Here is a 5,726-nt window from a genome sequence, read left to right on the forward strand (position 1 = left end):
AGCCAGGCCCGAGCTCCCGTTCTGAATCCGCCAATCGCATTGATGTCTGTCCATCTTGATGTGTACCCGAGGAGGTCACCTGAGCGAATCAAACATGTCATCGATACTGTAGTCTTCGGAGAACCCTAGGAGATCATGCAGGGAAAGAGACTGACGATCAGGCTCAGAACCGTCGTCGCTCCGCCGCTCTTCAGCTGCCATACGCTCTTCGTAGTCCCAGTCATCGTCAAAATCACGTCGAGCCTCTTCTTCCGTCAAGCGCACGTGAGAGGCGTCAAGCGTCGGAGTGCTCACTCGGTCTTCAACGTCGAGTTCCGCAGCGACGGATAGCAGTCTTCCAACTGCATCTTCACAGTCAGAAACACTGCTGGCCTCATTTGCACTACTCTCATCCCATTCACTGACAAAAGAGAGAAACTTTCGACGCAGCTCCTCGACTTCTTGCGCCATGTCGGGCACCTCGGGCAACCCGGACATATTGAGCAGCTGAAGATAATGTTCAAAGTCTTCAGGGGAACTCAAGTCGTTGGAACAGACTTCAAGGGCTACCCCTCGAAGCGTGAAAATGGGTGCGATGTCTTCTGCAGTCGCTGCGAGGTGCTTGATGACCACAATGTCACTCTCTAGGTCCAAATAGATGGTAGCTGCGGAGGCACTTTCGAGCCGCGCAAGGCAAGCAGCAATCAGCCGATTCTTCTGGGCCATGGAGAGCATTTCTTGTTCCGAACGACCGTTAATTCGAAGAATTTGGCGATCCCTATCCGATTGAGAATGCTTATACCTCCTCAGATTCGGAGGAGCCACCCCCCAAGTGCTTGATTTCATTTCGCGCGTACGAAAGAGCGCATTCGAGAACTTTCGCACGGAGAATTTAGGCTTGATCCGCTGAGTTCTTCTTGATGCAGGGACGCCAACATGCTCCTTGGTCAGGTAGTACTTGTAGATGCTACCTTCGGCCCATGTCCAGATGGTTGCTAGCTGCTCGAAGAAGACGCAACCGTCAATCAGCTCATCGAGTTCCGATTCTCGGGATGCCAAGTATCCGCACACATAGTCACTGAAAGAAGGGTTCGCGAATCCAATCATGGTGACTTGGCGATTTTGCCCCGCACTGCTAGTTGACGGGTCGGCACTCTCAATTGTCACGAAAGTGCCTTGCAGTCTCTTGAGTGCCGCCATAATTTGGCGACGCGTTGAATGGAGGGCGCCGCCGGCCGACTCATATGCGAGCAATGCCTCCTCAAGGTCTGTAAGCTCCACTTGCGTCTGAAACGTAGAGAGAACTGCCAGTAGGTTCCTTTCCACGTCAGACAGTTGATCCTCATAGATGGTCTCCCATAGATGTGATGGGTCATCTAGGGCACTCTCGGCGTAGTCAGAGAATTTTAGGGATGCTGTTCCTTGTTCGTCGTATGACGCCGCGATCAACTCAATCAGGCGCGGGTTGTAATTTCGATGCTCGATTAGTTTGCGATATCTCTGGTTCTCTAGGATGGAGAGACGTGCACTATTCGACAAACCCGAGAAGTGAATGTGATTGTAAAGAATATGAGCCTTCTGATGGCGAGTATAGTGGTGGAGGTCGAGAATGAACCTCTTATCATCCAACGCCGCCACACGTCGCAGAGGTTCGTACGTTTGTCGAGCTTGGCGCAAGATGTACTCGCGAGTGGTTAGGATCAGTCTCTTATTTGATGCATCCTGAATTCGCTTGATGACTTGAGCCAATCGGCTATCCTCGTTCTTATTCAGCTTATCAACTAGGGAATTTTGCCCAAGGAAGTCATCATAGAAAAATATCTGCCTTTCATTGCGCCTCCAAATCTTCTCAATGTCCGCAATATCTTCGGAGGCAATATAGACGCTCCAATCGTCGGAAAGAGCTTTAAGGAGAAGCATCTCGGCAAGTGTGGTCTTCCCAATGCCCGGTTGCCCTGAGATGAGACACGTCCGATGCCGTTCGAGCATTTCTTGCGCTTGAGGGAATGCGTCATTTTGGACATACAATTTAGTTCGTGCAGAGATTTGTTCAACAAGCCCGGCGCTCCTCTCGTACACGTCGGAATGAAGGAGTCTCTGCAATACCGCCGTCGAGGTAATCCACAATTTGAAATTTGCTTGCTCGATACCGGGATGAAGGCGGAGGTAGTTTTCCAGATCATCAACACCCCATACGTCATTCTCTGCTAGACTCACGCCGGAAAAAATGCGAGATATTTCCTTCTTGTTGGCGCGAGTCAGAGATGCGCTAGATACAAGCATGTATCGAGAGTTGAATTTACCGGATACTTTCACGGCTTCTAGCTTGAGTTCGCTCTTGATTGCAGCGAAGTTCCTGCCAGGGGTGTGTTTGCATTGAACAATGAGTTCTTCTCTGTTGTCCCGATACAGCCTCACGTCGACGCCGCCGTCACGCCCAGGGGGGAACGTCTCCAAGCGCTGCCCCGTCTCCGCCTGAAGGATGTCCCTGACCAGAACCTCAAAGTCATAGGGCGACAAGTCTCCGTAGTTTCTAGCCACGCAACCATGATGCCCTCAACTCGACGCCGTGTAGTCCCCCTTCGGCGTGGCTACACGGAACACATCGAGGGGAGGTCATGAGATTGGGCGTCCGGCGCATGCGGGAGACAGGCGAGGATCCCAACAAAAAGTCTGTGAACGAGGCTTGACGTGGGTCATCAAGCAGTGCTCACAGACTCTTGTGCACTGGCACCGCCCGAAGCCGGAGACCGATGAGCGTGTGGGTGCGGTGCCCCATCTATGGCGGGATGCAACCGCCCACTGCTCGAACCGCTCGCGTTGAGCACAGTTCGAGCCAACCTTCGTGCCTGCGACTGGTCGGCCAGGTGCTTGGGCATGGTCTTTGCCAGCACCGGGATGGGGGGACAATGGCGCGCAAGAAGTCGCTGACGGCTCAGTTGGTCCAGGCGTACCGCGATGCGCAGAAGGCCAAGGAAGCCGAGGCCAAGCGCCAGCAGCAGCTACAGGAGCGGGCAGCCCGCGCGGCCGAGCAGGAGCGGAAGCGCCAGGAGCGGGAACGCACACGCCAAGAGCGCGAGCAGGCTCAGGAGTGGGCTCGTGCGCAGAAGGCCGCGGAGCGGGAGCGCTTGGCCCAAGCACGGGCCGTTGAGCAGGTTGAGCATGACTTGGCCAAACGCGAAGCAGTGCGAGCCCGGCAGGCTGAGGCGAAGAAGAAGGCCGCGCAGCGGCAAGCGGCTGAGCGAGAACGTCTTGCCAAGCAGCGGGCCGCCCTGGAAATGCGGGGGCAGGCCGAGCAGCGAACTGCAGACGTGCATCGCAGGGTCGGAGAGCTGAACTCTGTTCTGTCCTCTCCCTACACACCGTCACTCGCGCGACGGGAGCAGGTGGAAGCGGCGCTCGTGCAGGGCGATGCGGAGGCACTCACCCATGCCGTGGAGGCTGCTCTGACCGAGGCTTCCTACCCTGACGGCTTGCGTGACGCGTGGCGATGCGCGTTCATCCCGGAGACTCGGGAGCTGCTCTTGGAAGTGGATCTACCAGGGCAGTCAGTGGTACCGACCGCAGTTGCGTACCGGTACAAGGCGTCGGCCCCGCCGGCTGTGACCGCCCAGCCGCGCAAGGAAGCCGAGATCAAGCAGGTGTACCGGCTGCTGGTTGCTCGCCTGGCGCTGCGCGCCATCAATGAAGTGCTCATCTTGACCCCGGCAGCCTTGGTCGACGTGGTGGCCTTCAACGGCCATGTAAACGCTAAGAACCGTGCCACCGGCCAAGCGATCCGTCCCTGCCTCATCAGCGTGCGCGCCACCAGAGAGACTGTGGGCGACCTCGTTTTGGACGAGCCTGAACTCGACCCGGTCGAATGCCTACGGCACCTTAACGCAGTCGTCTCACAGCATCCCTACGACCTTGAACCCGTCCGCCCTGTCGTCACCTTCGATCTCACGAAGTACAAGTGGGGGCCAGACGTCGACGTCGTCGCCGGGCTCGACCACCGCCCCGACCTCATGGAACTCGACCCGATCGAGTTCGAGCACCTCGTTCGGCGCCTTTTCGAGGCCATCGGTCTCAAGGCCTGGGTGACTCAGGCATCCCGCGACGACGGTATCGACGCCGTCGCCACCAACGAGGACCCCATCGTTGGTGGACTGTGCATCATCCAGGCGAAGCGCACCCGTAATGCCGTGCCTGCCGACACCGTGCGCGCTCTCGCTGGCGTCATGCACGACAAAGCGGCAGCCAAAGGGATCATCGTCACCACTGCGTGGTTCGGCAAAGCCAGCAAGGATTTCGCCTATCGCACCGGCCGCATGGAGCTCATCGACGGCCGTGGGCTCAAAGCTCTCCTCCTGGAGCACTTGGGGATCGATGTCCTCATCAGTCTGCCCAAGACCCCTCCTGGCTGGGAGACCCTGACCAGTCCTGACCGCTGAGCCGGAGTGCTTTCAGAAAGGTTGCCCCCGCAACTCGTTGGAGAGGCCGTAGGTCTCACCGCCGGAGAGGCTGGACCGAATCACAGACTCACCAACATCCGCCAAATCGGACTAAGAAGGACACTGCTGAAGGCTGCCACGATGGGGCAAGTTATAGCCTCACGAATACTCGCTCGCTCATACTCAAAGGAAACGCATGACTGAGGCTCTTGATGGCTTTGCTGAGCGCGGAGGCGAGGAGCGCTTGTCAGGGGCGGTGCGTGAGACGCCCCCCGCGCGACGCACCTCTGACGACGAGCCGGTTCCCGAGACGCCTTCGCCGATTCCGGTGCCCGAGCAGAAGGGGCTGGAATCTAGTGCGGGTGCAGAAACCTCGAAGAGACGGTTCGTCCGCATCAAGCGGAAACGCGGACCCGTCGAGCTGACCTTTCAGCCTGTAGATAACGGCATCGACTACCTTCTCAGCGTAACGAATCACCTCGCGGATAAGCCGAGCCCTCGCGACCTGAAGTATGCCGTCCTTCATCTCCAAGCCGCCACCGAAGTGCTACTCAAGGCGCGTCTCCAGCTTGAGTACTGGGCGCTGGTTTTCGAGAGGCCAGAGAACGCCTCTCGTGACAAGTTCGACAGTGGAGATTTTCAGAGTTGCGGCACCCCTGAGGCGCTGAAGCGGCTTACAGATATCGCGGGTCTCGACCTGGGAATCAACGGGTCGATCGATAAGGACCTCAAGCAGCTTGCAAAGTGGCGCAATGCGCTTCAACACTATGGGCTGACAGTGCCCGCACCGGCGGTGGAGAAACTTGCAGCGAACGTTCTAGACTTCCTTCTGGCGTTCGTTCACGAGCAGCTCAGGCCCACCTTGGAGTGGAGAGAACGCAAAGCGCTAGACCGACAGATGGAATCGGTCAGCGAAGGGCTTGCCTCAATCAATAGGTTCCTGACCGCCAGGTGGAACCGGTTGCGCGAGGAACTCAAGCCACTGCTCAACGAGACCGTATGCTGCCCGCTGTGTATGCAGAATGCACTGCTAGTAGACGGTGAACCCATCTGCCGTTTCTGCCAGATGGCCTGGATCGACGGTGGCGATGCGGCAGCTGCATACGTCGAGAACGTTCAGGGACACAGTCTCTACGTGAACATGAAAGATGGCGGCGATGCACTTATAACTCCATGCCCGGAGTGCGAGCACGAAGCGCTTGTTGCCGACGTGGAACTAGCTTCCGGTAGTACGGCCGAATATTTCTGCTTCCAATGCGGAACTGAGCAAGGCCCTCTCAGTATGTGTGACGTTTGCGGAGTCCCTACACCTGA

3 protein-coding genes are annotated in these 5,726 nt (G+C 57.3%); 2 read left to right on the forward strand and 1 reads right to left on the reverse strand.

What is annotated here, in order from left to right; genetic code table 11:
• Nucleotides 1-75: 75 nt before the first annotated feature.
• Nucleotides 76-2,520, reverse strand: coding sequence for a restriction endonuclease (locus AB0O67_RS36290; protein WP_365460041.1), 2,445 nt, complete (start codon nt 2,518-2,520; stop codon nt 76-78).
• A 368-nt stretch (nt 2,521-2,888) separates the two neighbouring features.
• On the opposite strand from AB0O67_RS36290, the gene AB0O67_RS36295 reads away from it, so the two are divergent.
• Both AB0O67_RS36295 and AB0O67_RS36300 read left to right on the forward strand, forming a co-directional pair.
• A complete protein-coding gene (locus AB0O67_RS36295; protein ID WP_365460043.1) occupies nt 2,889-4,412 on the forward strand; it encodes a restriction endonuclease in 1,524 nt (507 codons plus the stop codon).
• A 196-nt stretch (nt 4,413-4,608) separates the two neighbouring features.
• Nucleotides 4,609-5,726: hypothetical protein (locus AB0O67_RS36300; protein ID WP_365460046.1), on the forward strand; the 1,118-nt coding region annotated here is incomplete at its 3' end.

The organism is Streptomyces sp. NPDC086077, from assembly GCF_040686175.1.
In the GTDB taxonomy this organism is placed as follows: Bacteria; Actinomycetota; Actinomycetes; order Streptomycetales; family Streptomycetaceae; genus Streptomyces.

Coding starts and splice junctions, on each gene's coding strand:
- AB0O67_RS36295 (WP_365460043.1), top strand. CDS start 2,889: ATGGCGCGCAAGAAGTCGCTGACGGCTCAGTTGGTCCAGGCGTACCGC.